At 43.8% G+C, this 22,824-nt stretch carries 20 protein-coding genes and 3 pseudogenes; 1 reads left to right on the top strand and 22 read right to left on the bottom strand.

Features of this window, described 5'->3' with window-relative positions; translation table 11 throughout:
• Positions 1 to 18 precede the first annotated feature (18 nt).
• The 21 genes and pseudogenes from V1L52_RS05345 to V1L52_RS05245 form a co-directional block, all read right to left on the bottom strand.
• The gene (locus V1L52_RS05345; RefSeq protein WP_428771354.1) at positions 19 to 687 is read right to left on the bottom strand and encodes a tetratricopeptide repeat protein; all 669 of its coding nucleotides are present in this window, start codon (positions 685 to 687) and stop codon (positions 19 to 21) included.
• A gap of 38 nt (positions 688 to 725) precedes the next feature.
• Positions 726 to 2,252, bottom strand: coding sequence for a sigma-54-dependent Fis family transcriptional regulator (locus V1L52_RS05340; RefSeq protein ID WP_428771352.1), 1,527 nt, complete (start codon positions 2,250 to 2,252; stop codon positions 726 to 728).
• Between the two features lie 18 nt (positions 2,253 to 2,270).
• A pseudogene (rpsA, locus tag V1L52_RS05335) lies at positions 2,271 to 4,631 on the bottom strand (30S ribosomal protein S1).
• 176 nt (positions 4,632 to 4,807) lie between these two features.
• Positions 4,808 to 5,584: a pseudouridine synthase gene (locus tag V1L52_RS05330; protein WP_428771350.1), complete on the bottom strand. Its 777-nt coding sequence runs from the start codon at positions 5,582 to 5,584 to the stop codon at positions 4,808 to 4,810.
• On the bottom strand, positions 5,547 to 6,086 hold the full coding sequence (gene scpB / locus V1L52_RS05325) for an SMC-Scp complex subunit ScpB (RefSeq protein WP_428771348.1): 540 nt from the start codon (positions 6,084 to 6,086) through the stop codon (positions 5,547 to 5,549). The genes V1L52_RS05330 and scpB overlap by 38 nt, the downstream gene beginning before the upstream one ends.
• 28 nt (positions 6,087 to 6,114) lie before the next feature.
• Positions 6,115 to 6,861 (bottom strand): segregation and condensation protein A, encoded by a 747-nt coding sequence (locus V1L52_RS05320; RefSeq protein WP_428771346.1) that lies wholly within the window; start codon positions 6,859 to 6,861, stop codon positions 6,115 to 6,117.
• A gap of 22 nt (positions 6,862 to 6,883) precedes the next feature.
• Positions 6,884 to 7,408, bottom strand: a complete 525-nt coding sequence (gene folK / locus V1L52_RS05315) for a 2-amino-4-hydroxy-6-hydroxymethyldihydropteridine diphosphokinase (protein ID WP_428771344.1) — start codon at positions 7,406 to 7,408, stop codon at positions 6,884 to 6,886.
• 3 nt (positions 7,409 to 7,411) lie between these two features.
• Positions 7,412 to 8,665 carry a recombinase RecA gene (gene recA, locus V1L52_RS05310; protein ID WP_428771342.1) on the bottom strand — a complete coding sequence of 418 codons (1,254 nt, stop codon included), beginning with the start codon at positions 8,663 to 8,665 and terminating at the stop codon, positions 7,412 to 7,414.
• A gap of 66 nt (positions 8,666 to 8,731) precedes the next feature.
• Positions 8,732 to 9,817: a tetratricopeptide repeat protein gene (locus V1L52_RS05305; RefSeq protein WP_428771340.1), complete on the bottom strand. Its 1,086-nt coding sequence runs from the start codon at positions 9,815 to 9,817 to the stop codon at positions 8,732 to 8,734.
• A 5-nt stretch (positions 9,818 to 9,822) separates the two neighbouring features.
• The gene (locus tag V1L52_RS05300; RefSeq protein WP_428771338.1) at positions 9,823 to 10,881 is read right to left on the bottom strand and encodes a hypothetical protein; all 1,059 of its coding nucleotides are present in this window, start codon (positions 10,879 to 10,881) and stop codon (positions 9,823 to 9,825) included.
• Position 10,882: 1 nt separating this feature from the next.
• Positions 10,883 to 11,899: a tetratricopeptide repeat protein gene (locus tag V1L52_RS05295; protein ID WP_428771336.1), complete on the bottom strand. Its 1,017-nt coding sequence runs from the start codon at positions 11,897 to 11,899 to the stop codon at positions 10,883 to 10,885.
• Positions 11,896 to 12,537, bottom strand: coding sequence for a ribulose-phosphate 3-epimerase (rpe, locus tag V1L52_RS05290; RefSeq protein ID WP_428771334.1), 642 nt, complete (start codon positions 12,535 to 12,537; stop codon positions 11,896 to 11,898). Before rpe ends, V1L52_RS05295 begins: the two co-directional genes overlap by 4 nt.
• A gap of 55 nt (positions 12,538 to 12,592) precedes the next feature.
• Positions 12,593 to 13,399 carry an MBL fold metallo-hydrolase gene (locus V1L52_RS05285; protein ID WP_428771332.1) on the bottom strand — a complete coding sequence of 269 codons (807 nt, stop codon included), beginning with the start codon at positions 13,397 to 13,399 and terminating at the stop codon, positions 12,593 to 12,595.
• A 49-nt stretch (positions 13,400 to 13,448) separates the two neighbouring features.
• Complete coding sequence (locus tag V1L52_RS05280) at positions 13,449 to 14,792, bottom strand: ATP-binding protein (protein WP_428771330.1); 1,344 nt, start codon at positions 14,790 to 14,792, stop codon at positions 13,449 to 13,451.
• 340 nt (positions 14,793 to 15,132) lie between these two features.
• Entirely contained in the window at positions 15,133 to 16,563 is a 1,431-nt protein-coding gene (locus V1L52_RS05275; RefSeq protein ID WP_428771328.1) for a leucyl aminopeptidase, read from the bottom strand.
• 111 nt (positions 16,564 to 16,674) lie between these two features.
• Complete coding sequence (locus V1L52_RS05270) at positions 16,675 to 17,013, bottom strand: hypothetical protein (protein WP_428771326.1); 339 nt, start codon at positions 17,011 to 17,013, stop codon at positions 16,675 to 16,677.
• Positions 17,014 to 17,073: 60 nt separating this feature from the next.
• Positions 17,074 to 17,223: pseudogene (locus V1L52_RS05265) on the bottom strand (ATP-binding cassette domain-containing protein); the annotation flags it as partial.
• Between the two features lie 7 nt (positions 17,224 to 17,230).
• Positions 17,231 to 17,455 (bottom strand): annotated as a pseudogene (locus V1L52_RS05260) (ABC transporter ATP-binding protein); the annotation flags it as partial.
• Positions 17,456 to 17,479: 24 nt separating this feature from the next.
• Positions 17,480 to 18,298: a hypothetical protein gene (locus tag V1L52_RS05255; RefSeq protein WP_428771324.1), complete on the bottom strand. Its 819-nt coding sequence runs from the start codon at positions 18,296 to 18,298 to the stop codon at positions 17,480 to 17,482.
• Positions 18,295 to 19,416, bottom strand: a complete 1,122-nt coding sequence (locus tag V1L52_RS05250; protein WP_428771322.1) for an AAA family ATPase — start codon at positions 19,414 to 19,416, stop codon at positions 18,295 to 18,297. Before V1L52_RS05250 ends, V1L52_RS05255 begins: the two co-directional genes overlap by 4 nt.
• A gap of 122 nt (positions 19,417 to 19,538) precedes the next feature.
• The gene (locus tag V1L52_RS05245; RefSeq protein WP_428771867.1) at positions 19,539 to 19,784 is read right to left on the bottom strand and encodes a hypothetical protein; all 246 of its coding nucleotides are present in this window, start codon (positions 19,782 to 19,784) and stop codon (positions 19,539 to 19,541) included.
• 130 nt (positions 19,785 to 19,914) lie between these two features.
• On the opposite strand from V1L52_RS05245, the gene V1L52_RS05240 reads away from it, so the two are divergent.
• Positions 19,915 to 22,083: a C25 family cysteine peptidase gene (locus V1L52_RS05240; protein ID WP_428771320.1), complete on the top strand. Its 2,169-nt coding sequence runs from the start codon at positions 19,915 to 19,917 to the stop codon at positions 22,081 to 22,083.
• An 80-nt stretch (positions 22,084 to 22,163) separates the two neighbouring features.
• On the opposite strand, the gene V1L52_RS05235 is transcribed toward V1L52_RS05240, so the two are convergent.
• The gene (locus tag V1L52_RS05235) at positions 22,164 to 22,772 is read right to left on the bottom strand and encodes a TetR/AcrR family transcriptional regulator (RefSeq protein ID WP_428771318.1); all 609 of its coding nucleotides are present in this window, start codon (positions 22,770 to 22,772) and stop codon (positions 22,164 to 22,166) included.
• Positions 22,773 to 22,824: the final 52 nt, after the last annotated feature.

The following is a 22,824-nucleotide window of genomic DNA, read 5'->3' as shown; positions in this document are numbered from 1 at the left end:
TTTTTTCGGGGACTCCGTTTATTGCAGTTTTCCCGCCGCACGAAGAGCAATCACGCGGCTTTTTGCCAGATGAGCCCATTCGCTTGCGGCATACGAAGCTTCAAGTTTTTCGTAGCGTGTAAAAGCTTCGGTATAATTACCTCGGCTTTCTTCAATGCGTCCCGCATTAAAGAGAGAGCGGGCGGCAAGCGGAAAATCCCTGTTTTGCGAAGCTTCATCAAAATAGCGTAACGCGCTGTCGGCATCGCCCAATTCTTCACTGCATACGGCCGCATTATACAGAGCAAGGGGATTCGTATACGCTTTTTTTTGCGAAGAAGCGGCCATAAGCCAATAAGTACGCGATTCTTCCCAATTTTTATCGGCAAAGGCAGCATCGGCTGCAGCCATGGCGGCACGGGTTTTTACCGTTCCCGAAGAAGAAGAGGCAAGTTTTTTCAATTCTTCAAAAAATTCGGCTTTTTTTTGCGTATCGGCTTCTTCGGAACCGAGCTTTTCGATTTCAAACTGAATGGAATCGAGCTTTACCAATCCCTTTTCTTTTTGCACATTCATAACCGACAAGGTTACGGCAACAACCGCGGCAGAGGCAAAAAGAGTAATAAGAAGGCCCAAAATAATCTTGCGATACGAGGCTATAAAATCGCCGATACGGTCACTTAAGGTCTTTTTTTCAATTTCTTCCATATATTTTCTCCTGTAACGGTTTTCCCGTCTTTTTACACTCAGCGTATATCGAGTTCGTTCATCAATCGCGAAACATAGGTCCGCTGTACGTCAAGCAGCTTTGCCGCTTCGGTTTGATTCCATCCGGTTTGTTCCAAAATCTTTGTAACATAATTTTTCTTAAAAAGAAACAAAGCGTCTTTTAAAGAAGCTTGAGAATCCGTATCCGTAAGACTTGCGTTCAATAAATCGCCGGCGGAACTTTGCGGACAATTAAGACGAAAATCTTCGGCCTTAATTAAAGGCGGCGTTCCCAAAACACAGGCACGCTCTATCGAATTCTCCAATTCACGGATATTTCCCGGCCATGAATAGGTATACAGCAGGTTCAGGGCATCGGTTGAAAAACCCGTAAAATTCTTTTTTGTTTCCGTACTGAATTTTTTACGAAAAAAATTCGCAAGGGGCTCAATATCGCCGCGTCTGCGGCGAAGCGGCGGAACCGTTATCGGCAGCACATTCAGCCGGAAATAAAGGTCGGAACGGAACGTCCCCTGTTTTATCATCGCTTCCAAATCGCGGTTGGTTGCGGCTATAATGCGCACATCGACCGAAATCGTTTTGCTTGAGCCCACCTTTTCAAAGCTGCGGCTTTGTATCACCCGCAAAAGCTTTGCCTGCAAATTACAGGGCAGCTCCCCTATTTCATCCAAAAAAAGGGTGCCGCCGTTTGCGGTTTCAAAACGGCCGGTCGAATCATTGACCGCATCGGTAAAAGCGCCGCGGACATGGCCGAATAATTCACTTTCCAAAAGCTGTTCCGATAAAGCGGCACAGTTGACGCGCACAAAGGGTTTTGAAGAGCGCGGACTTTTTAAGTGAATGCGTTCGGCAACCAGTTCTTTACCGACGCCGCTTTCGCCTAAAATAAGCACGGAAGAATTCGTTGCCGCAATCTGCTCAATCGTTTTAATCAAATCCAAAACCGCAGGGTCTTCGGCTACAAACTGATGAAAACCTGCGCCGTCGGAAATGGCGGTTTCAAGTTTTCGTATTTTAAACCGTGCTTGGCGGTATGCCGAAGCGTTTTGATAGGCAATTCCGGCTTGAACGCTCAAGAGCTCCAAAATATCAAGATCGCTTTGCGTAAAGGGTATCCCTGCATCCTTATTTAAAAGCTCTATAACGCCGATACAGCCGTTTTTAAAACGCAGGGGAACCGCCGCCATTGTTTTCGTTACATAGCCTGTTTTTTCCTGCACGGTACCGAAAAAACGCGGGTCGCCGGGAACATCGTTTATAATTAAAGATTCGTTATGCTCGATTACCCAGCCTGCGATACTGCCCTTGGCATCAACCGGAATATCCTGAGCCCGCACTCCCGCCGGCCCCAAAGCTACGCGGAATTTGAGGGTATCGCTGTCTTCGGCAATCAAAATGGATGCGGCTTCACATTTGACAAGACGCATTGCCGATTCAAGAATATGCACCAGCAATGCGTCCAAATCAAAATAGTCTCCGTTGATACGGGCGTTGATTTCCACAAGAGTATTGAGTTTTTCGACATCAATAGCATTCGGCGTCATATCAACAACCCGCAAAAATCAGTTTTGTTTGTTTTTCAGTAAATCGCCTAAGGTAAAGGCTCCGCCGTCGTCATCATCGGATGCCGACATATACTGGGAAATCTCCTCACGCTGCATTTTTTTCTTAACTTCTTTAACCGAAAATGCGGCTTTTTGTTTTTCGGGATTGATTTCGACAACATAAACGGTTATTTTATCGCCTACGTTGTATTTTTTCAGTGCCTCTTCGTAGCTTTCCTCTTTGCTTTCGGTAAGATTCGCCTTATTTACCAAACCTTCGATATCGCCTTCGACACGGACAAACAAACCGAAGTCGGTAATGGAAACGATTTCACCTTCAATAACCGAACCGGACGGATGGGCCTGAGCAAAGGGCTTCCACGGATCCTCGGTTAAATGCTTGACGCTTAAGCGGATTCTTCTGTTTTCAGGATCGTTTTCCGTAACGATAACTTCAATTTCCTGATCAACCGACAATTCGCTTCCCGGATGTTTAACCTTCTTTTTCCATGAGAGGTCTTCGGAGGGCAAAAAGCCGTCGATACCTTCTTCAAGTTCTACAAAGGCACCGGCATTGGTCAATTTAACAACCTTGCGCGTTAAACGGGTTCCGACCGGATAATTTTCGCCGATATTGTCCCAGGGGTTCGCGGTAACCTGCTTTAAACCGAGCGATACGCGGCCGGCTTGAATATCGTAACCGAGCACCATACACTCGACTTCATCGCCGACTTTAACCACATCGGAGGGCTTATTGATTTTGCGCACCCATGAAAATTCGCTTATATGCACAAGACCTTCAATACCTTCTTCAAGTTCGATAAAGGCACCGAAGTCGGCCAATTTCGTTACATGGCCCTTTACAATATCATTGACGTGATATTTGTCTTCAAAATGCAGCCATGGATCTTCGGTAAAATGCTTAAGCGACAGATTGATACGCTTTTCGGCAGGATCCAGGCGGATAACCTTGAGTGTAATTTCCTGTCCTTTTTTGACAAAATCCTTAGGCCGGGTTACATGTCCCCAGCTCATGTCATTTATATGCAATAATCCGTCAAAACCGCCCAAGTCGATAAAGGCGCCGAAGCTGGTAAAGCTTTTAACTTCGCCTTTTACCGTATCTCCGATGGACATCGTATTAAAAAACTCATCGCGTTTTTTTTCTACGGTTTCTTCAAGATATTTGCGTCTGTTTACAACCACATTGGCTTTGTTATCGGAATACAGGCGTTCCACATAGAATTTGCTCTTTGCTCCGATAAGTTTTTCCGGCCGCTCGACTTTTTGACAGTCCGACTGGCTTATCGGCAAAAATGCCCGTATATCGCTGCCCAAATTGACTTCAAAACCGCCTTTTACGCTCTTTTCGATAACACCGTCAACCGGCGTTTTATCCTGAAAAGCCTGGCGCAGATTTTTCCACAGCTGCTTTACATCGGCCTTTTGTTTTGAAACAATTACTTCCCCGTGTTTGTTCTCTTTTGCAATAAGAACGACACTTACCGTATCACCGACTTTCGGCAATTCCGAAAACTCCGACGTCGGGATTTTTCCTTCCGATTTGTATCCGACGTCAACAAACACCTGATCGGGGGTAACCTGTATAACGGTACCGTCTACAAGCTGACCTTCTTCAAGCGTTTCAAGACTTTTAAGATACTCTTCCTGTAATTGTGTCTGAATGTTTTCGGTGGAGTTCCGATCTTCATCCATTGTCACTTCCGTCTGTTCCATTTTAAACCCTTATAAGTTAATTTTGCTACTTATTATCTCACAAACCTGCTCAATGGTCAAGTGCGTTGTATCAATATAATGGGCATCCGCGGCTCTTTTTAGAGCGCCTTCACTCTTTGCTTTGTCGATTGCATCGCGCCGTATAATCGCTTCTTTGATTTCTTCGAAGCTCAAATTGCTGACCCCCTGCTTAAAGCGGCGTTCGGCCTGCGCATCGATTGAAGCGTCGAGGTAAAACTTGTATTCGGCATCGGGGAATACAACCGTAGTCATATCCCTTCCCTCGCAGACAAAGCTTAAGGATTTTGTAATGCCGCGCAGTTTTTCGTTGACTATATGACGCAGGGGCACAATGCAGGATACTTGAGCCGCATGGGCGTCGACCGCATCCGAATGAAGAAGATCGTCCACATCTTCGCCGTTTAAGATAAGGCGCTCGTTTATATAATCCAGTTTTAGAGTACGTGCATAATCGAGTACCGCCTGTTCGTCGCTCAAATCAACCTTTTCGCGTAAAAGCGCCAAGGTAATGCCGCGGTAAAAACTTCCCGAATTTAAAAAGGCAATGCCGAACCGCTTTGCAATACGTTTTGCTATCGTACTTTTTCCGGTTCCCGCAGGCCCGTCAATCGCTATAACCATAACTACTCCTATAAAAAGTCAAGAAGAAAGTGTCAACTTTCGATTGACTTTTTACGCACGTTCGCAACAAAGTGAGAACGTGCATATAATAAAGCGATGTTTTGTGCAAAGCACAAAACTCGGCGTTGAAGCGTGCGGCGCTATTTGAGCCGCACGCTTCAACATTGCTCCCATAATCAATATGCGCTTAAAAGGCGGCATTCTTCTTCGCTCAATTCGCGAAAAGAACCTTCCTCCAAATTATCCATACAAATCGAACCGATACGGATACGGGTAAGAGAACGTATCGGTAGTTCAAAATGCTCGAACACCCGCCTGATTTCGCGGTTTTTACCTTCAACAAGCACGATATGCACCGTCCGCGAAGAACGTATGTCTGCCGAGCGGCATTTATAAAAGACGCCGTCGATACGGAGGCCTTTTTCAAAACGTTTTGCCAATTCGGCGGGAACGGGAACGGTTGTTTTAACGATGTACTCTTTTTCAATCCCGGATGAAGGATGTGAAAGCCGTTTCGCAAACTCGCCGTCATTTGTAAATAAAATCAAGCCGGAAGAAAACATATCAAGCCTTCCGACATTGTACAATCGTTCGGAAAAATGCGGCTCCAAAAGGGAGGCTGCCGTTTTGCGTCCCTTTTCGTCGGCCATGGAGCATACATAGCCTGCAGGCTTATGAAGCAATATATAAAGCCGGCGCGATTCGGGGCGCATTAAAACACCGTCGAGGCGCACTTCATCGGTTTCGCTTACCTTGGTGCCGGCTGCGGTAACGATTTTTCCGTTGACGCTTACCCTGCCATCCGCAATAAAGGTTTCGCAAGTCCTGCGGCTTGCCGCCCCGCAGCGCGCAAGGTAAAGCTGAAGCCGTACTTCACCGGCTTGGGCGGAAGCAGGCTGTGTATCGGAAACATGTTTATCGTGCAAGTTCAAAACGTTCGCTTTCGGTTTCATCGAGTTTGGGTAAATCGGCAATGCTGTTCAATCTGAAAAACTTTAAGAATTCCTTTGTGGTGCCGTATTGGGAAGGCTTTCCGGGAATGTCTTTTTTTCCCACTTCTTTAATTAAACTGCGCTCGGCCAACAGGCGAATCATATTGTCCGCCGAAACGCCGCGTATGGCTTCTATTTCGCCCCGGGTAATAGGCTGGGAATAGGCAATGATGGAAAGTGTTTCCATTGCCGCACGGGACAATTTGCCCTCGTTTTTTTTGCCGTAGCGCTCGCGTAAAAAGGACCACAATTCTTTTTTCGGGGTAATTACCCAGCCTCCCGATATTTGTTCGAGTTCAATGCCCGAATCATTTGCCGCATAACGCTCTTTTAAGCGCGTCAAAACCTCGCTTACCACTTCTTTAGACAAATCGGTAATGCGCGCAATGGCATCCGTATTTAAAGGTTCTCCTTCAAGATAAAATACCGCTTCCACAAGGGCCGTTTCTTTGTCAAAATCCACTTAGTTTACTCCGCTTTACAGGCGTGCCTTATGCCGCCTGTACAGGTCTTATTTTTATATCTCCGAACATACGGTTTTGGTAGATACATGCCGTTTTAAATTTAACCGCTTCCAATATTGCCATAAAAGCGCATACAATGTCCATAATGTTTCCCTTGCGCACAACCAAATCGGTAAAAAAACATTCGCCCCTGTTTTCAAAAAACTCGTTCATAAGCGCGATTTTTTCACTCACCGATATTTCTTCGTACATACTCATAATCTGTTCGTGAGAATAGGTACCGACAAGGCGCGAAAAGGTTTTCATAAGAGACCATGTATCGATTTTTTCCCACAGCTCGTCTTCTTCAAAGGGAAGAACTCTCTGAATTTTTTTGCGCTCGAGCGTCCATTCGGATTCCTGCTCTTTTTCTTCCATAAGCTCGGACAGTTTTTTGAATTTTTGATATTCAATCAGTTTATCGACCAATTCTTTTCGCGGGTCTTCAATATCTTCGTCCGAAAAATCGGTTTCGACGGGCAAAAGCATTCGGGATTTTATGTACAACAAATCGGCAGCGGTTGCATAAAAATCGGTAACCTTTTCGAGGTCGGTAGTAACCGCGTAATCGAGATATTCCAAAAATTGCTCGGTTATTTCGCCGATGGGAATATCGTAAATATTCACTTCGTTTTTTTTGATTAAAAAAAGCAATAAGTCCAGAGGGCCTTCAAATTGCTCCAGCTTAAAAACGGTTGCCTGTTCGTTTTCCGCCTGCCTTACATCTTCGCTCACACAAACCTCCTCAAGTCCGCCTTTAAAAAGTAAAGGGGCCGCAAAAGTACTTTACGCCGCTTTGTCCCGTTTTCCGTAAACAGCGCTCGTAAAAAGCCCCGTTTTTAATGTCGGCACAAAAAGGTAAAATCTCCAGTAGAGGAACAAGAATAAAGGCCCGTTCGCAGAGTCTCGGATGAGGAATTTCCAATCGAGCGCTTTTTATACACATATCGGAGAATAATTCAATATCTATATCCAGACTGCGCTCGCCGAAACGCCGTTCATGTTCGCGGCAGCGCCCGTAATCGGCTTCTATGAGTTGAATTCCGTCCAACAGTTCAAGCGGTTCTCCGTCGAAAAAACCGGACACCGCCATGTTATAAAACCGAGGCTGGTCTTCTACGTACATGGGTTCGGTTTGATAGACTGAAGAAAGCCGTATATCGGATATAAGCGAGGACAGCCGGCGGCAGGCTTTTTCCAAAATTTGAGGAGGTTCAATCTCCGTCCCTTCCGATACAAAGGAACGGTTTGAGCCCAAGCCGAGCACGACCTCGTATTTCATATCTTAAAACAGGTCTCCCGCCGCAGGATCGGAAGCATATTCGGCCGGCGCGGGAGCGGCCTGCACAGGCGCGGCTTTTGCGGTTTGCGCAGGCATTTTTGCCGTTTTGGCGGGCGTACTTTGCGCAGCGGCCTTTTCAGGGGCGGCTTGAGAAGACGGCTTTGCAGCTGCAGGTACCGCTTGCGCCGCCGGTTTGGAAGCCCCCTCTTTTTTTACGAGTACCTGACCGGGAAAGAGTTTTTCGCGTATTTTCTTTTCAATATCGGCGGCAAAATCCGTATTTTGGGTTAAAAAGGCAATGGCGTTTTCCCTTCCCTGACCGAGTTTTTCTTCGCCGCTTGTATACCATGCGCCCTTTTTATCGATAAAGCCGTGTTTTACCGCCGAGTCGAGTAAACTTGCAAGCGATGAAATACCCTTACCGAACATAATATCGAGTTCCACCTTTCTGAAAGGAGGAGCAACCTTGTTTTTTACCACTTTTACGCGCACGCGGTTACCCACCGCATCTTCTTCGCCCTTTGCATCGATAGACTCGATACGGCGCACTTCCAAGCGGACGGACGAATAAAACTTTAAGGCATTACCGCCGGTAGTGGTTTCCGGATTACCGAACATAACGCCGATTTTCATGCGGATTTGGTTGATAAAGATAAGCAGGGTTTTCGATTTACCGATAATGGCGGTGAGTTTACGCAGGGCCTGGCTCATAAGACGGGCCTGCAAGCCCATGTGGGAGTCTCCCATATCGCCTTCGATTTCGGCTTGGGGGGTAAGGGCCGCAACGGAGTCTACAACGATAACATCCACGGCTCCCGAGCGTACCAGGCTTTCGGCTATTTCCAAAGCCTGCTCGCCCGTATCGGGCTGAGATACCCACAACTCATCGATATTGACCCCCAAGCCCTTTGCGTACACCGGATCGAGGGCGTGTTCGGCATCGATAAAGGCCGCAATACCTCCCATCTTTTGCGCTTCGGCAATCGCGTGAAGGGTAAGCGTGGTTTTACCCGAGGATTCGGGGCCGTACACTTCTATAACGCGGCCTTTAGGATAGCCTCCTATACCCAAGGCTTCGTCCAATAAAATCGAACCGGAGGGAATAACGTCGATACCGGCGATATTTGCCGATGTTCCCAGCTTCATTAAAGAGCCCTGACCGAACTGCTTTTCGATTTGAAGCCGTGCGGCTTCCAAAGCTTGCAGTTTTCCCTGCGTATCGCCTGCTGCGGGCATTTCATTCATTATCTTTGCCATTATAATCTCCTCATATATATTATAGGTGTTAGCGCGCAAAAAACGGCACCGTTTTATAAAAAAAAACTATTTTTTCGGAAGCGGCTGATATACCGACTTGCCCCGCAATATAAGACGTCCGTTTTCGCTTTGTACACGGGCCAAAACCTTCACCGGTAAGGCCGTATCTATGTGAACCGGCTGTTTTAAAATCAGCGGAACAATCCCTTCCATGCGTTCCATCGTATCGTAGCCGACCAATAAGTCGCAGCGGTATTCGTTTTCGGTTTGTTCGATATTCGTTACCCTGCCCGTCCACACAACCCAGCAGTCCATATAAAGCCAGCTTTGAGCCGACACTTGGGAATAGCTGTACAAGTCGGCAAGCGTATCGAAACCCGGCTCGCTCAGATAATCCATTAAAAGACGCGCTTTTTGCCGCACGGATGCCGAGGCATTGGAATTCAATATACGGTTTATTTCCACCTGAGCGGCATTATCGCGGTATTTTTGAAAATACCTTTGCGCATCTTCATAGGCCGTTTCAAGCTCTTTTTTTGTCAATACAAGGCGGAACACCGAAGAAGCCGTATCCTGCTCAAGCGGATTTTGCTTTTCTTCGGTACTGAGCACAAAGGCCGAAAGGTCGGCACGCAAAACGTCGGGCTTAAACGGTTTAAAGTAAAAAAATGCCGGAACAAAGACGGCGGCACAGAGGATGATGATACACAAAGAGGCGATAAAGGCCGGCCGTATTCCCAAGGCCGGATAAAAACGCTTTATTTTTTTACTGTGTATATAATCAATCAGGTTTTCACTGCCGGTATTTTTTTTTATAAAATCGAGGGCACGCTTTGCCGTACGGTTTGCGGGGTCGTAATCCTGAACTTCAAGATAATATTCAACCGCCCTGTGTATTTCACCGCGGCGTAAAAAAAGCAGGGCCTGGGCATTTATCAAAGCGGGATCCGTCATCTTCAAGTCGCGCGCTTTTTTGTAATACAGCTCGGCTCCGCCTATATCGCCGACATAAAGACATGCCGTACCGAGTAAATAAAAAAAACGGAAAGATTCGCGGTAATCTATGAGTTTCGGTTCCAACAGCGAAATTACCTGCGAAAAACGGCGGGAAGCAAGCAGTCGCCGAGCTTTTTTTAACACATCGGAAGTCATTGAATTCAGCGTCCCGCCGCCTTTAAAAGAACCTCATCTATTTCGGCGGTTAATTTTAATATGTGTTCACGGTTGGCGGCCGAAGGGTCCGCTTCAAGTTCGCGCACACGGGCTATTAAAAAGCGTATGTATGCTTCATCGTCATCGCGGATATTATCAACGGGAGGAGGCGGAGCTTTAAAGGGCTCAATGCTTTCGCCCGCCTTATCCAAGGTATCGGCCGCATCGAATGAACCGGCACGAAGGGTTTTATAATCGGCAGGATGAATTCTTCCGGCGCCGGTACTGATATAAAAACCGACGTTCAATTCTTCATCGTGATTAAGGTAACGCGGCTGCCATGCCGCCGAAAGGGCCGAGTTGTTATAAGACTGTAAAGAGTCGAATTTACGGTCGCTTACAAAAACGGGTGCCCATACGGGAACGGAAAGCACGTCCTTATTCGCCAGAGCGAGGGTTTGGACGGGGGTGATTTTATCTCCTTCAAACAAAAAGCGCAAAGACACCTCTTCGTTTGACGATTGAACCCACTGCTCCCCGGACATATCGTTAAAATAACATTCGGAGACAACCGAGCTGCGTAAAGCGGTGGAAAAGTGCCGGCCGGAATTTTCGCCGAGCCAAGTGTCAAAAAACACCCTTAAACCGAGCAACCGGCTGTCGCCTGAAATATTCTTTACGGCGGCATCGATACGGATACTGTCGGTTTCTTTTCCGTCCGAGGCCAAAAACGTAAAATCGACGGTACACACAAATTTTTCTTCCGAAGAAAAGGTAAGACGGGCACCCGAGGGCGTTTCTTCGGAAAATATAGTCACGCCGCCGCTTCTCATAAGCTTTTGAACGCTTTTACCGTACAGCACGTAAAAACCCGAGTTTAGGCTGTACCGTTTGGAATCGAGCAGAGAAACGTAATTGCCGCGGACATTTTTGCGGTACAAATAAAAATTACCCTCGTAATCTTCAATGACAAGACGCAGTTTTCCGTCCCGTACATCAACTTTTGCGAATAAAGCCGAAAACACCGAAACGCATAATGCGCATATGATAATTAAACGCTTCATATCACACTCCTCCCCGCGGGTGAAGCAGCTTTTCAAGCTCCGCAGCCTTTCGCTTTAATTCGGCCAATTCCTCCGGAGAAAGCGGAGCCTGTGTTTTTTGGCGGATAAGATCCGCTCTTTTTTTTGCGGCAAGCTCGGCCGCGGCACGTTCGGCCGCCGCCTTTTGTGAATCGGATATTTCGGCACTCAGCTGTTCGTTTGCGGAAAGCAGTTCAAGTATTTTTGTGTTGAGTTCTTCTTTTTGCGTTTTTTCCTCTTCATAGGCTGTCTGCAAGGCGCTAACCTGTTCTTCCAAGCCGCGAATACGGCGTTTTAAGCTTATAGCTTCTTCGCTTTGTAAACGCTTTATATGCCGCTCGTACTCTTCGCGGGCGGAGGCGGCTTCTTCTCCGGTAACGCGCAATAAGTATAAAAGCTTTTCTTCGCGTTCGCGCTGTTTTAAAAGCTCTATGCGGTATAAGCTTTCGGCGTATTTATCGCTTCCTTCATACTCGGTAACAACACGGGTATAGAGGGGCATCGCCTGAGCATATTCATACCGGCTGTATAAAGATTCGCCGGCCCAAAACAGGGCGGAAGGCATAAGAACGTGGGAAGGATAGTTCTCACAAAAGTCCGAAAAGCCCTTTGCCGCTTCTTCGTAAAGCCCCAAACCGAAACGGGCTAAGGAGCGCTGATATTCGATATTCGGAATATAGATGCTTGAAGAAAAGCGGCGCATAAAAAGTTCGGTATCGCGCAATACGGCATGATAATCATTTACATTCATTTCGGCCGAAATCATCAACAGCCACACTTCTTCCGAAGAGGTTTCTTTGACGGCGGAAGCTTTGCGTAAAAAAAACAGGGCGTTCGACCAATCCTTGTTTTTATACGCTTCAAGACCGTAGACCAAATCGTCCGCATATCCGTAGTTTTGTGCGAAATCCGTATCTTCGGCTTGAGCTTCCTGCGCCGAAACAAAAATCGCCGCACACAAAAATAAGGCGGCACATGCCGTCAATGCTCTGAGCTTCATTGCCTATATTTCTCCCAATGCAAGCTTCCGTCAAAAAAGGCGGAACCGGAAACGATAACGTCGACTCCCGTTTCTATAACACGGCTTACATTCTCACCGTTTACTCCTCCGTCAACGGATATAAGATAGGAAAAGCCGTTTTGTTCGCGCAGCCGTACCAATTCGGGAATTTTATGCAAACAGGGTTCAATCAGCTTTTGACCGCCGAAACCCGGATTAACCGACATAATCAAAATCAAATCGACATAGGGAAGCACCGCTTCAAGGGCGCTCACCGGAGTTGAAGGTACAATGCTTATGCCGGCTTTTTTTCCCAAAGCGTGAATCTGCTGAACCAAGCGGTGGCAGTGAATCACGTTTTCCCAATGGAAGGTTATCCAATCGGCGCCCGCCTTTGCAAATGTTTCGATATGCTGTTCCGGATTATTGATCATAAGATGAACATCAAAGGGCAGCTTTGTAACGGGACGCAAGGCCTTTACTATAGGCTGTCCGAAAGAGATATTAGGCACAAAAGAACCGTCCATTACATCGATATGAATCCAATCCGCTGCCGCATCTTCTATCTTTTTAATTGACGACGCAAGGGCGGTAAAATCGGCGGATAGAATTGAAGGCGCAAGTAAAAGCTTTTTCATACATATATAGTAACAAACAAGTGTAATTATGTAAAGATGAAAATCGGGGTTTCAATCAACGGTATAAATCATCGGGTGCATCTTTAATAAAGGCGAAGTTTTTACGCTTCCACTGCGGAACCTTATCTATGCGCGAAAAGGCGGCACCGACATTCATCGTAAAGCCCGTATGCGAAGTGATAATGAGTTTACAGTGCCGCTCGAATACAAGTTCTTTTAATTTGAACAAAGATGCGATATTTAAGGGCGTGTCAACATTCCATAAATCGTACATGGACCAGCCGCCCTCTTCGTTTAAAAGAAGGCAGTCGCCCGTAAAAAGAATCTCGCGGTTTAAAATATAGCACACGTGCCCCAGCGTATGGCCGGGCGTATATACGGTTTCAATCGATATTCCGTCAAGTTCGGTAACTTCACCGTCGCGCAAACAGGTATAGGGCTTGCCGATTTGTATCGGCGTTTTTAAGTTAAAACAAAGCAGTTTTTTTCGAAAATAAACCGCTTTAAGATATTTTTCTTCTTCTTCGCCCACATACACATGAGCATTCGGAAACACATCGGTACAGCGCTCATCGACACCGCCTGCATGGTCCAAATCAACGTGAGTTAAAAATACCGCCCTCACCTCTTGAGGCGCGATATTCAGTTCGCGTAAACCCCGTTGTACGTTTTCGCTGTTTTTATAGCCTGTATCGATTGCAATGTAAGCTTCTTTTGTTTTGATTAAAAAGAGGTTTACGTCTTTGTCGCGTATGCAAAAAATGCGTTCGGCTATTTGTCCCGTTTCCAAAGGTTTGAGCATTTTTTTTCCCTTTGTAATAAACGGCTTTACCGTCGTACCGAAAAACTCGATTGTATTCACGGCATCCTCCTGAAAACCGAATTCAGTATTATGTTAAACTAACACTTTGTCAAGAATTATTTTTAAGTACAAAATCCAACATATAGACCGGCACAAATTCCATGCCGTTCTCCGTTTTTCTATTCTTCGATGAAAGTAAAACCGCCTTATGTAAAACCTTGGAATATTTTTTAGCGAATTCCTTTAAAGATTCGTGTTTGCCCATACCGGAAGATTTTACCTCTATTGCCTGCACCTTCGGCCCGCTTGCCGTCAAAAAATCGATTTTATAATAGTGCGTACTGCCTTTTTTATTCCACGTGTGATAATACAATTCGTGTCCGGCCGAAGCGATCGCCTGAGCGGCCGCATTTTCATACAGGCAGTCCAAATCGGCGGGTAATTTATCGGACAACAGTTTTGTGTAAATTTCATTTACGGCATCGGGCCTTTCCATAAACATCAACGTTATAAACAAGCCCGTATCGGCCGCGTACAGTTTATAGCTTTCAAAGGATTTGGTTAAACTCAAACTGCTTGCAGGATCGCTTGTATTATAACACATCAGGACAGTCTTTGAATCGATTAAATCATATAAAAGAGCGCGGCTCTTTGTTCCGGTACGCTTCCCCGTCGCCCGTGAGATGATAAAGCGCTTAGCCCCGCGTGAAAGCTGTGCCGGTACGGAATGATACAGTGCGGAGACCCTTCCGGACGGATCGATTTTTTTAAAGTCATCCTCATACACTCCGATTATCCCGCGCTTTACCCTATCGATTTCCGCAAAACTTTTTCCCGCCGTGTAGGCTTCAACCGCCTGCGGCATTCCGCCGACAGCCATATAAAGCCTGAAATCCCTCATCCATTTTCGATGAATCCTGTCCCCGGCTTTGTTACCCGCCGTATAAAGCGCCTTAGCGAATTCATAGGTGTTCCCCCCGATTGCCCATTGAAACTCTTCAAAGTCCATGGGCCGGACGGGAATCTTTAATTCTTCGGAAGGAATCACAATATCTTTTACGTTTTTTTTTATCGAAATGAAAGAGCCCGTTTCGATATAATGGTATCGTCCGTCTTTAACTAAATATTTGATTGCCTGCCGTGCTTTCGGAAAAAGCTGAACTTCGTCAAAGATGATAAGGCTTTCGTGCGGAATGAGGATTTTTCCCGCCGCAGCCTGAAGGCGCAAAAAAAACATATCCAAGTCGTGGATATCGTCAAAGCAGGATTTTACCGCATCGGATACATTTGCAAAATCGATCAAAATATAAGAGGCATATTCGTTTTTTGCAAATGCTTCGGCTATGGTCGATTTTCCGACCCGCCGCGGACCTTCCAAAAGGGCGGCATAGGAAGCGGATTGTTTTGCCTTCCATTCGGACAATATACCGTATACCTTTCTTTTAAAGACCATGGCTATACCTCACATCTTCAAAATTATAAACGGTTAAAATCGACATTAATTCAAGATTATTTTACAATAAAATTGATATTTCTTCAAGATTTAAATTTGAAAAAGTTGCGCTTTATTCAGCATAATTTTATAAATAATTCGTCATTTATTCATAGTTATAAATATAAAAAATTGCATTTTCTTCAAAACTATTTTATATTAAATTTGACGTTTGTTCAAAGTTTAAAATGTAAAAATATGCGGTTTCTTCAATATTTTAACAAAAACAATAAAATCGGGAATAAAAAAAGCCGTAAATCCGAAGATTTACGGCCGTTTATCGGTTGCAGTCAATGAAGTATCAAGTTTCTTTACTGAGCATAAAATACAGGCTTTTGACCGGGACGCCGGTTGCTTTTTCTTTTAAATAACCGTAGGCTTCGGAAATATAGGCGGTTCCGGCAATATCGATATGGATCCAGGGAATATCCTCTTTTGCAAGAAAGGAGCCGACAAAGAGACCGGCCGACATCATGCCGCCGAGTTTTCCGCCCCTGTTTTTTATATCGGCAACCTTGGATTCGTTCATCTTTTTGTAATAGTCGATATTCGGCATTTTCCACACAAGCTCGCCCGCCCTTTGATTTGCCCGCTCAAGTTCGGCAAAAAACTCATCGTTATTCGTTACCGCACCGCTTACCTGCTCGCCGAGTGCGGCAGCGCAGGCTCCGGTAAGGGTTGCAAGGTCAATCAGTTTTGCCGCTTTTAAATTATTCGTTGCATAATAGACGGCATCGGCAAGGGTTAATCTTCCTTCGGCATCGGTATTTATGATTTCGATTGTTTTGCCGCTCATCGATCCGATGATGTCCCCGTTTCTGAAACCGTCGCCCGAAATCATGTTTTCGCATGCGGCAACCACGCCGACAACATTTACCTTTGCCTCCAAGCCGGCAAGGGCATGCACGGCTCCGATAACAGCCGCCGCACCGCCCATATCGCAAAACATATCGACCATACTGTCCGCAGGTTTTATCGCATAGCCGCCGCTGTCATAGGTTACTCCTTTTCCCACAAGTGCGATTTTTTCATCGGATTCGGGATTGTTGTAATACTCCATAACAATGAGCTTGGGCTCTTTTGCACTCGCGCGCGCGACGCTGAGAAAGGCTTCCATTTTAAGGTCTTCAATTTCTTTTTTTCCGTAAATGCTCACCTTTACGCCCTTGGATTCAAGTTTGTCTTTGGCGGTTTGAGCCAGGGTTTCAGGGTAGATGACGTTTGCAGGCTGATTAACCAAATCACGGGCAAGGCACACGGCTTCCATAAGCTTTACCGCTTCGTTCACTCCTTTTTCGGCCCGGTGTTCTTTGCCCTTTATCGGATTATAGTTTACGACAAGTTCCGGCGCCTCTTTACGCTCGCTTTTAAATGTGTCGTATTTATAGGCTGCCTGAAGCATGCCCTCCGCAATCGCCGAAGCTATGCGGTAATTGCAGAGGTTATTCAGCTTGGGAATATTCAGTTCAACTTCGCCGGCCTTGTTTTTTAAAAGCTCGCCTGAAACTTTAAAAAACGTTTTTCGTAAAACTTCAAAATCGATTTTTTCTTCTTTACCCAAACCGATAAAAAGACGGGCTTTTAAATCGGAATCAAGCGTATAATAAACCTCTTCGGCTTTGCCCGAAAAAAGTTCTTTTTCTTTTAAATGGGTAAGATACTCTCCTTCGATTTTATCCTCGTATACCAGCCGGGCTTTGATACCGCCCTGCTTTGCAATATTAAATTTCATAGATCCTCCAACATCCGTTGTTTTGAAATTCTTTCTTTAAGAATACGGCTACTATACCGTTTTTTTGAGCCGTGGGCAAGATACTGCAATAAAGCAAACCATAGTGAAAGGTCAGTTTCCCTCGATATAGTAAGAGGCGGAAGGCAGAACAAAGCGGTCGTCATATATTTTCAAAGGCTGACTTTTATCAGATTCTACCCATGTTTTAAAAATATCGGAGTATGTTCCTTCGGCAAAGTTGTTAAGATTTTTCCGCAGCAAACTTGAAAAATCATCTTCAGCAGATAGGGTTCCGCTATGTATGTCCGTCAGCGTTTTATTAAAACATAAAACAGCGGCGGCATCTTTGATAACCGGATTTTCATCAATAACGCTATTAAAATCCTTTTCCCTGCATCCGTCAAACCGATAATGAGATTGAAACAAACTTCCGATTACCGCACCGCGCATATCACCTTCCTCACAGATTTATCAAGCAAAAAATACGACCTTTATTATAGCTTGTTTTTCTCCGCCGATTGTTATCCTCCGGCTCTTTATCTCCCAAAAGCGGGCGAGTACATTCATAATCGTCTTCTTGCCGCTGCCCGAAAGCCCTGTCAAAGCGGTTACCGTTTTTTCGGGAACGGAAATATTGATGTTGTGCAGCACCTCTTTTTCAAAGCAGAATGCCGGCGGCGAGCTTTTCGATAACGGCGATACCTTCAATTTCCAAAAATGCCGCATCGGAGGTAACAACCGAAACCAAGTCGTCTGAGTTTTTTTCGTTCAGAAAGCTGAGCGGAACCTTGCGTAACCGCTCGGCTAAGTTTTTGCGTTCGCGGCACAGTACCTTACAGCCTGCCGTGCGGGTATCAAGCATACTTGAGGCGGCGGGATTAAAAAGCGGTATATGCGCGGTTAGAGATTTTTCATTTTACCGTGTATATTCATACAAAAATAACGGAAAAGCATTGAGTATTGCTATTTTTTGGTGCGGCAATACATACGCACTGACTTGAGATTTAAATATTGCAAGTTGATTTATTTCCGATTTTACTTTAGGAAGAACATCATTTTCAAAACATATATAATTGGCTTTTTTAACATTTAAATTTTTTATATGGTTCCAATTATTTTTCAGTTTTTGGATTTTTTCAGGATTATCAGGAACTTTTATTTTAAGTGTTTTTTTATTCATTTTAAAACTGATAAAATCCATATTTTTATAAAAAGATTCTTCATTTGCCAATTCTTTAAAAGATTTTTTGCTGTCTAAATTTACAGTATAATGTATGTAATCATTATCAGGTAATTCCTTTTTAAAATATCGAATTGATTCAATCATAGGGTAATTAATATACAGCTTTCCATTTCCGGTTTCATCATTAAAATATTCCAACATTTCTGTAACATTATTATTTTGCTCTTCAATTGATATTTTGTTAAACTTATCCGGTATATGTATATCATAGTCAAAAAAAAGATATATTTCGGAAAAGCCATCGCTGTATTCAATATCTTTTAATACAGTGTTTATTTTATTTTCAGAAAGTTCTTCTTTTAATATGTGAACAATATCGGAACCTGAATTATTAAAAATGTCATGCTGCTTCATCTTTTTGTAGAGTGAATAAATATTGTTGCAATATGAAACCAGTATTTCATTTTTCGAATCTGAGTCTAAAAACAAGTATTGCATTGTCTTATAAATTTGAGGTTCCCGTTTCTCGCCTTCAAGAATAAATAAAATCATTTCCCGAAAATTCCGCCTCTATACAGTTTTTCAAGATTATGACCTAAGCGGAGTTCTTTTTCCGTTGCATTATGTGCATTGACAATCTTTTCTTTTGAGCAAATGTAAAAACAATCAGGACGTAACAAATCGTTTGTAAAAAGTGTTGTGTTATGTGTGGTAAGAAGAACTTGACAGTCAAGCTCCTTTAATTTCCTTACGATAAAGCGTGAAAGTTCAAAGTGATAAAAAGCATCGAATTCGTCAATACAGATAAATGAAGGACATTTTTCACAATTGCGCACATCCTGCAGCCAGTAATAGACAAGCAAAAGAGAGCGCATACCCGTAGAACAAACGCTATAAAAGTTCAATAGTTTTTCGCCGTATTTAACATATATTTCTTCACTGCCGGAGCGGTTACTATGAACAAGTTCATCGGTAAATCCGGCTTCCCGAAAAAAAAGTTGTAATTCTTTAAAATGGTTAGATTTGATAATTCTCTCAATGATCTTATCATTATCATTTGATGTATAACCGACAAATGAGCGGGTATCCAAAGACCAAAATAAAAGCATTTTATTCACAAAATCAAAGAGTGCATTAAAAAGATGATTTTCGATATTATCGTCAAGAACACTATTACTTTTAATCCATTTTAAGGCGGAAATTTGCAGATTAGGCAAATCTTTATTTAGGTTTTCCGTACCGGAAAAAAAAACATCAAAGTCTTTATCGCTCGAATCCCTGTCATAGTTTATCACGATTCTCTTGTCAATTATAAGTGTTTCTTGAATAAATATATTACTGCTGCTCTTCTTATACTTATAAACTACATCCGTATTTTTAAAATTGAATGTATACTCAAATTCCACAGGTTCTTCAGGCGAAAACATGTTTTGATAGTTTTTGTAATTGCCGGGATTGGTATAATTATCAGTCAAATTTCCTACAATATCAAATAGCGCTAAAGCAAGCGAAGATTTTCCGCTGGCATTTTTACCGTACATAAGACCTGTTTTTACAATACCGCCTTTTACAGCCTCGGTATTATACTCATAGTTCCCGGTTGCTGAAAAATCAAGAGTTACAGTATCTCGAAATGCTTTAAAATTTTTTACGGTAAATGATTTAATCATAATATACTCCAAAGAGGATTTAACACTATTATCGGTAAATATCAAATAAAAATCAAGTATGCCGTAAAAAAATTACGGTTAAATTTACGTTTTTTATTTATTTCCAATTCAAAAATTCCTCATTAAGAATTACCCTTGTGCCACAACCTCTTATATACTTCCGAGTTTTCCAAAAGTTCGGTGTGGGTGCCTTGAGCGTGTACCCTCCCCTTTTCCATGACGATAATCGAATCGCTTTCTTTGACGGTGGAAAGGTTATGATCTATCGTGATGACGGTTTTGTTTTTACACAGCAGCACGTTGGGCGCACTGCGTTTATCCGCTTTGCAGGCATTATCGGCAGCCGGTACAGGCACCGCAAGCACCACCGACGATAGCATAAAATATATGAACCGATAACCTCAAATAATATTGAATCTATTGCAAATTTTATTTATTTTATAAGGAGCACAAAAAAGTGCGTAATGAATAAAAATCAATTAGGAAAAGAAGCGGATTATGAATACATTAAGATTTTCGATTTTCGTTTTATCGGCAGCCTTACTTTTTAGCTGCAACAATCCTGTAATACCGGTTAAGCATTCTACAGGCAACACTGCCGAAAATAAGCCCGGCCCCGAAGAACCGCAGGAAACACCTCAGCCGCAGGGTAAAGAAGATACGGTACCCGATACGGTGAACCCCATAAAGCCCAAAGATGTAAGGCAAGGGATTTCGCACCTTGTTATTGTATCCGCCCCGCTTTTTACGGACTCCCCTATTTTAAAAACATACAGAGAGCATAAAATAAAGCAAGGCCATGAAGTAACTCTTATAGCCGCCGAGGGAAAGAGTGCGGAAGCAATCCGGCAAGAATTAAAAACCTTTTACAAAACGCTTAACGGAAAGATGATGGCTGTATTACTGGTAGGAGACCATGTTTCATCCCATACCTCCGGTACTGCGGGGTATGTGCCGGCATTTGAAAGCACTGTGTATAAAAAGCCGCACCCTACCGATTACTATTACGGTGAATACGATGGAAACTACGGCAGCTATGACGGCAAAACAGGTGAATATAACGATGCATGGCTTCAAGAAGCTGCGGTCGGGAGGTTTTGCGTATCGACTCTCGAAGAGCTTCAAGCATGTATAGATAAAACAATGTACATGGAAGAAAAAATAAGGGAAGGAGAAGCGTCGGTTACACGTGTTATCCGCACCTCCGATAATGTAAACGGAGTTCAAACAGGAACTATCGGAAACTACTTATCTTCCTATCCCGAATTAACGGTAGAGCCGGTATCGATTCATTTCCCGAATCGGGTAAGCGCACGCATTAACGAGGGTGCAGGTTTTGTTGTGTACACGGGACACGGTTTACGGGACAGCTGGCTGGGTAAGTTTACAACCGCTCATGCAGGCAAGTTAACCAATAAAGTCTATCCTATCGTTATTGCTTCTACCTGCCTTTCAGGTTCATATCAATACTATTCACTCGGCGAAGCTTTTATGAATAACGGGAGCGGCGGAGCCGTTGCCTATATCGGAGCTTCGGCAGAATCCTATGCCGACTATAACATAGTAATGACGTGCGGAAGTAAAGACAGCTTCAATACGGAGAAGCCGGGAATTGTAGGTTCTCTTTATGACAGTGCAGACACGGATAAAGCATATCGCTCTCGTACCATCGGGGAAGCCTTACAGGCAGGACACCGTGCAATGTACCGTTTCGGTCACGGCTCCGCTTCCAACAGTGTAGGCGATAAAACAAAATATTCCGTAGAAATCTACAATCTTTTAGGCGACCCCACTTATATGCCCTATACACAAAAACCGAAAGCACTCACATTTACGTTTGAAAATGATAAGGGCATTGAAGCGGGACGCAATTTTGTAGTGCAAACCGCCCCCGAAGCGCAAATCGCCGTTACGCGAAAAACAGCGGAGGGAATAAAAATCATCGCGGCAGGTTATGCAAACGAAGACGGTAAAGCGGTGCTGCCCATTCCCGATACCGTTGAGGCAGGCGATGCCGATTTATATGCAATAGCTTCGAATTATATCGGCAGTTCGCAAAAAATAAAAATACGGGAAGGTTCGGGAATAAAAGGCGGCAGCGCGGCACTAAAGCACATTACTGTCGGTAATAAGTCTATTGATGTAACCGAGGATAAAAGTGCATATTCGGTATCGGTCGCCTATGAAGAAAATCCTGTAAAAGTGTCGGCGGAAACAATCGATCCTGCCGCACGTGTTACCGGTGAAGGAACCTATCATCTTAATGCCGGCTTAAATACGCTTACAATCACGGTAACGGCGGAAGACGGTGTTACCGTAAAGCAGTATACCCTTACAATAGAGCGTAAAGAAACAACCAAAAGTAAGGACGCAAGTTTGAAATCGGTAAGGGTAACCGTTAATGGGGAAGAAAAGGTACTGGAGCCTTCAGCCGAATCTTCATACCTTTACGACATTCAAATTGCCCCCGATGTAAAGCGTATACACGTAAAAGCCCTTCCTGTAAGCAGTACGGCTTCATGCAAAATCGAAGGTGATGATGTAGATATTCCTATCGTTGAAGGGTATCCGTATTACTATCCGATATCCGTCTACGTTACTCCCGAATTCAGCGAAGCGGGTACAAAAACATATACGATACGTGTGTATAAAACGAATCAGCGGTAATCGGCAGGAAGATGATGGACCGGATTTTAATTATAAGCCGATAGAATCCGCGTATTTTGAGGCTGTCAACATGTTTGATTCTAATACAACATCTTACAGGCGGCGTGCAGTAATTTTTTTGTTGCTTCATCGGTAACTTCAGGATTTAATTTAGTCAAATCGGAAGTGCCGATAACGATTATTGTAAATGCGTCCGCAAACAAAAGAAAGTCTTCAAGCGTTTTTGACGTTGCAAGTTTTTCCATCATAAATTTTCCGTTTTCCTTTGTTTGTTCATTCCTATTATCAAGTAAGCCGTATTTTTTTTGCAGCTTATTATACTCGGCTTGAGAAAGTAATCGGTAAAGATTGAAGTGCGAAATAGTATCAAGCAAATATTGTTCCATAGCTTCAAAGGGTATGCCTTTCGGGTGTTTTTCCGCCAGCAATAAAAACCGATTAAAAGCTTCCTCTTTTCTTTTTTTGATGAGCCAAATGATAAATTCATCCTTACTTTTGAAAAAATGATAAAACGTCCCGGTTCCGATACCGATGGCGGCGGCAATATCGGAAACTTTTAATTTTTTGTATCCGTAGGTTTTGAGTAAAACATATCCTTGTTCATAAAATTTTTGTATTAAAATTTCCCGTTCTTCTTTTGTAAAATTAGCCGGCATCTTTTCTCCTATAAAACTTTTTGCAGTGTCCATTATAGCAATTATTTTAAAAAAAATCAATCAATGAATAAAAAGTCGTAAAAAT

The organism is Treponema sp. HNW, from assembly GCF_050320395.1.
Taxonomy (GTDB): Bacteria; Spirochaetota; Spirochaetia; order Treponematales; family Treponemataceae; genus Treponema_C.
This window is presented reverse-complemented; position numbering and strand designations above follow the sequence as displayed.

Excerpts from the sequence above, each read along its gene's own strand:
- V1L52_RS05275 (WP_428771328.1), bottom strand. The coding sequence starts at position 16,563 with ATGAAATTTAATATTGCAAAGCAGGGCGGTATCAAAGCCCGGCTGGTA.
- V1L52_RS05330 (WP_428771350.1), bottom strand. The coding sequence starts at position 5,584 with ATGAAACCGAAAGCGAACGTTTTGAACTTGCACGATAAACATGTTTCC.
- V1L52_RS05270 (WP_428771326.1), bottom strand. The coding sequence starts at position 17,013 with ATGCGCGGTGCGGTAATCGGAAGTTTGTTTCAATCTCATTATCGGTTT.
- V1L52_RS05250 (WP_428771322.1), bottom strand. The coding sequence starts at position 19,416 with ATGATTAAATCATTTACCGTAAAAAATTTTAAAGCATTTCGAGATACT.
- V1L52_RS05345 (WP_428771354.1), bottom strand. The coding sequence starts at position 687 with ATGGAAGAAATTGAAAAAAAGACCTTAAGTGACCGTATCGGCGATTTT.
- V1L52_RS05255 (WP_428771324.1), bottom strand. The coding sequence starts at position 18,298 with ATGATTTTATTTATTCTTGAAGGCGAGAAACGGGAACCTCAAATTTAT.
- rpe (WP_428771334.1), bottom strand. The coding sequence starts at position 12,537 with ATGAAAAAGCTTTTACTTGCGCCTTCAATTCTATCCGCCGATTTTACC.
- V1L52_RS05340 (WP_428771352.1), bottom strand. The coding sequence starts at position 2,252 with ATGACGCCGAATGCTATTGATGTCGAAAAACTCAATACTCTTGTGGAA.
- V1L52_RS05300 (WP_428771338.1), bottom strand. The coding sequence starts at position 10,881 with ATGAAGCGTTTAATTATCATATGCGCATTATGCGTTTCGGTGTTTTCG.
- V1L52_RS05240 (WP_428771320.1), top strand. The coding sequence starts at position 19,915 with ATGAATACATTAAGATTTTCGATTTTCGTTTTATCGGCAGCCTTACTT.
- V1L52_RS05280 (WP_428771330.1), bottom strand. The coding sequence starts at position 14,792 with ATGGTCTTTAAAAGAAAGGTATACGGTATATTGTCCGAATGGAAGGCA.
- V1L52_RS05305 (WP_428771340.1), bottom strand. The coding sequence starts at position 9,817 with ATGACTTCCGATGTGTTAAAAAAAGCTCGGCGACTGCTTGCTTCCCGC.
- recA (WP_428771342.1), bottom strand. The coding sequence starts at position 8,665 with ATGGCAAAGATAATGAATGAAATGCCCGCAGCAGGCGATACGCAGGGA.
- folK (WP_428771344.1), bottom strand. The coding sequence starts at position 7,408 with ATGAAATACGAGGTCGTGCTCGGCTTGGGCTCAAACCGTTCCTTTGTA.
- V1L52_RS05235 (WP_428771318.1), bottom strand. The coding sequence starts at position 22,772 with ATGGACACTGCAAAAAGTTTTATAGGAGAAAAGATGCCGGCTAATTTT.
- V1L52_RS05295 (WP_428771336.1), bottom strand. The coding sequence starts at position 11,899 with ATGAAGCTCAGAGCATTGACGGCATGTGCCGCCTTATTTTTGTGTGCG.